Here is a 2896-nt window from a genome sequence, read left to right on the forward strand (position 1 = left end):
GCTATGCGTATACACGGAAGAGTATGGAGAAATGCACTGTTGCATAGTAAATCCCGAAAAGATAAAGCCTGCTAAGTTAATCTTTGATACAAAAGTTTGGCAAGCTATCAAAAAGGAGTATCTAAAGAAACGGGAGGGCGTAGATGACGACTTATGATAGTGAATCTACGAAATGGTGTCCACAACACGGCTACCCTTTACCCTGCCCTAAATGCGGAATGGGCGAGTATGAACGTGGCTTACAGGATGGCAGAAAGGAAGTGGTAGCGTGGGTGCATTACTATCTCAATCTACCGGAGCTAAAGGGAAGCATAACCGACCAAATTATACGCCCCCAGTGGCGAGCAAAACTAAAGGAGTGGGGAATATGAAAATCTATATTGCCGAGCCACAAGAAATTAAGCATTGCGGAGATTGTCCTAACTGTGGACACTTTGGGGGTAATGATGATTATTGGTGTGCAATCATTGAGAAAACCACCATCACCTTGAGAGATAAAGTCCCTGATTTGTGGGGCGAGATACCGGCGTGGTGTCCGTTGCCGGATAAGGGGGCTGCAGATGGACTTTGAATCAATAACTAAAGAAGAACTAAAACTCTACGCCGAGAAGAACAAAGATTATACCCAGGGCGGCGATAAAATGGGAAACTTCAAGCGTGTGGCAAGTATCCTATCCCACTACCAGCTGGACCTGTCGGACCCGGTAACGGTATGCCTGGTCTATATGTTGAAGCAACTGGATGCCGCGCTCTGGATGCTCAGCCAGGGATATGAGGGTGATATTGAGAATGTGGATACTCGGTTAAAAGATGTCCATGTCTACGCCAAGATATGCAGAATACTACACCAGGAGGGGAAATGAATTACGGGTTAGGCATTATCGGCTGCTGGATATTCTCAGACGCTATATTAAGCTGGACTCTCTACCTGAACGCTCCGTCTTATGAGGGAAGCAAGAAGCAGACATTTCGGCGTGATCACTGGGTGAGATTGGTCCGGTTAGTTCTAGGCGTCCTGTTGATGGTATGGGGGTGGCTGTATTGAAATTATGCCCGGATCAAGAAACGTGTACCCTGTATGAGCGCAGGGATAACTTACCAAAGAACCACGATGTCAGGACTAAATACAAGTGTATGTACTGGCAGGGGGAATGTACCAAGCAGGGAGACGCCTGTAATCTGGATAAAATAAAGCGGATTAAGGAAGGACTGAGTGTCGGCAAAGGGCGTTAAGTTAATACCCTATGATTTAACCCCACTACAGGCAGCACTAATTGAGTGGGGCCGACAAAACGCCTATGGCAGGATTACTATCGTCTTCCAAGATGGTGTACCGGTGCAGGGGATCATCCCGACTGAGGACGGTGCCGGGACGCAGACGGTATTATTCGATAAGATAGCCCGGAAAGCCGGGTTATTACCTACTTGACATATCGTGAATTGGTGGTAGAATAGAGATAATAGAATAAGTGTGTCGCTGACTGAGGAAATCAGAGGCGAGTTTCAGACTTAACAGGGTCTGGGGCTCGCCTTTTTTGTTACTCGGAGTGTGATGGATAGCAGAATACCGGCACCAAAAACAAAAGAGGCAGAAAAACTAATCAAAGCCTATCAGGTGAGTACCCGGGAGCAACGGGAAGAGTGGGCTACTCGATACGGATATTGCAACCTTGATAATTTCCAAACAGCCGTCAGGAAACATTACGGGGTGAAAGTACCTTCATCCCGGCCAAGTGTTGATCTCCCCAAAGTCGAGAGAAACCCGGTAGTTAATCTCCCGCCGGTCAATCTGATACTCCCTAAAGACTTTAAGACACAAAAGGGTGATGAGGAAATCGCTATACTCCATGTCTCTGACGGACACGCTGACAAGATCACCAAGTCCTACAACAAAGAAGTCTACAAGTCGCGGATGCACAAACTGTTTATCTCGGCTATGAAGATTGTTGCCCTTCACCGGAATATGTACCCTATCCGCAAGCTAGTGGTATTCAACACCGGCGATAACATTCAAGGTGAAAACCCGCATCAAGGTTCGTCTGTTGCTGATGTCTCAATGGGGGCCAGGGATCAGGTTACTAAGCTGGCAGCGCCGGTGTGGAATGATATACTCGGTTCCTTCCGGCAGCAGTTCCAGGAGGTAGAGTTTCACGGGGTAAAGGGTAATCATGGCCATGACAAGCTGGCCCCCGAAACCTCGAGCTATGATCTATTACTCTATGACATCTTGGCCGCTGGGATGGGGCAGAAGGATGGTATCAGCGTTCATGTTTACGATGATTGGTATGCGATTGTTGATCTCATGGGATTTAAGCACTTCCTGTTTCATGGGTACGGTATCCCATGCCAACAGGGTGTGCCATTCTTCGCGCTGGATAAGAAGCTGAAGGCTTGGCATATGCAGCTAGGGGGCTTCCGGTATGCTTGGAGTGGTCACTTTCACAAGGAACATTACAACGAGGTTAGCTCTGTATTGGAGCACTTCATGTGTGGCCCGTTGGTTAGTGATGATAACTGGGCGTTGAGCAAGCTTGGTATATCCTCCTCCCCTTCCCAGGGTATTTATGGTCTACATCCCCGGCATGGTATTACCTGGAGGTACAAGCTGGATGTCGATTGAGACCTATTCGCTATGGGAACACCTCAAACCAGAGGGCAAGGCTCAATTGAAGGGCTTAATGCCGAAGGACTGGCAACCGCCGGTCAGTGAAAGGCAGGTCAGGTATCCTACTTTAGCTGAGTGTGAAGAGAATATCAGCAAGGTTATCGGTGAGGTATCCCCGGCACACACAAAGGGGATTAGATGAAGCTGGCAGAGTGGATAATGACGATAGATAAATGCCCGAAGTGCGAAGGGACCGTGTTCTTTCGGACAGAGGACGGGATGCAGTGTTTC

At 48.1% G+C, this 2896-nt stretch carries 8 protein-coding genes; all 8 read left to right on the forward strand.

Annotated features, from left to right (window positions below; translation table 11 throughout):
• Window positions 1–143 precede the first annotated feature (143 nt).
• The 8 genes from PHI12_14700 (at window position 144) to PHI12_14735 (ending at window position 2807) form a co-directional block, all read left to right on the forward strand.
• Entirely contained in the window at window positions 144–371 is a 228-nt protein-coding gene (locus PHI12_14700) for a hypothetical protein (protein ID MDD5512035.1), read from the forward strand.
• A complete protein-coding gene (locus PHI12_14705) occupies window positions 368–571 on the forward strand; it encodes a hypothetical protein (protein MDD5512036.1) in 204 nt (67 codons plus the stop codon). The genes PHI12_14700 and PHI12_14705 overlap by 4 nt, the downstream gene beginning before the upstream one ends.
• Window positions 561–863: a hypothetical protein gene (locus PHI12_14710; GenBank protein ID MDD5512037.1), complete on the forward strand. Its 303-nt coding sequence runs from the start codon at window positions 561–563 to the stop codon at window positions 861–863. Before PHI12_14705 ends, PHI12_14710 begins: the two co-directional genes overlap by 11 nt.
• Window positions 860–1045, forward strand: coding sequence for a hypothetical protein (locus PHI12_14715; GenBank protein ID MDD5512038.1), 186 nt, complete (start codon window positions 860–862; stop codon window positions 1043–1045). Before PHI12_14710 ends, PHI12_14715 begins: the two co-directional genes overlap by 4 nt.
• Complete coding sequence (locus PHI12_14720; protein ID MDD5512039.1) at window positions 1042–1233, forward strand: hypothetical protein; 192 nt, start codon at window positions 1042–1044, stop codon at window positions 1231–1233. Before PHI12_14715 ends, PHI12_14720 begins: the two co-directional genes overlap by 4 nt.
• The gene (locus PHI12_14725; GenBank protein ID MDD5512040.1) at window positions 1214–1429 is read left to right on the forward strand and encodes a hypothetical protein; all 216 of its coding nucleotides are present in this window, start codon (window positions 1214–1216) and stop codon (window positions 1427–1429) included. Before PHI12_14720 ends, PHI12_14725 begins: the two co-directional genes overlap by 20 nt.
• Window positions 1430–1552: 123 nt before the next feature.
• Window positions 1553–2620 (forward strand): hypothetical protein, encoded by a 1068-nt coding sequence (locus PHI12_14730; protein ID MDD5512041.1) that lies wholly within the window; start codon window positions 1553–1555, stop codon window positions 2618–2620.
• The gene (locus PHI12_14735; protein ID MDD5512042.1) at window positions 2610–2807 is read left to right on the forward strand and encodes a hypothetical protein; all 198 of its coding nucleotides are present in this window, start codon (window positions 2610–2612) and stop codon (window positions 2805–2807) included. The genes PHI12_14730 and PHI12_14735 overlap by 11 nt, the downstream gene beginning before the upstream one ends.
• Window positions 2808–2896: the final 89 nt, after the last annotated feature.

The organism is Dehalococcoidales bacterium (assembly GCA_028716225.1).
Classification (GTDB): domain Bacteria; phylum Chloroflexota; class Dehalococcoidia; order Dehalococcoidales; family UBA5760; genus UBA5760.

Excerpts from the sequence above, each read along its gene's own strand:
- PHI12_14700 (MDD5512035.1), top strand. The coding sequence starts at position 144 with ATGACGACTTATGATAGTGAATCTACGAAATGGTGTCCACAACACGGC.
- PHI12_14705 (MDD5512036.1), top strand. The coding sequence starts at position 368 with ATGAAAATCTATATTGCCGAGCCACAAGAAATTAAGCATTGCGGAGAT.
- PHI12_14710 (MDD5512037.1), top strand. The coding sequence starts at position 561 with ATGGACTTTGAATCAATAACTAAAGAAGAACTAAAACTCTACGCCGAG.
- PHI12_14715 (MDD5512038.1), top strand. The coding sequence starts at position 860 with ATGAATTACGGGTTAGGCATTATCGGCTGCTGGATATTCTCAGACGCT.
- PHI12_14730 (MDD5512041.1), top strand. The coding sequence starts at position 1,553 with ATGGATAGCAGAATACCGGCACCAAAAACAAAAGAGGCAGAAAAACTA.
- PHI12_14735 (MDD5512042.1), top strand. The coding sequence starts at position 2,610 with ATGTCGATTGAGACCTATTCGCTATGGGAACACCTCAAACCAGAGGGC.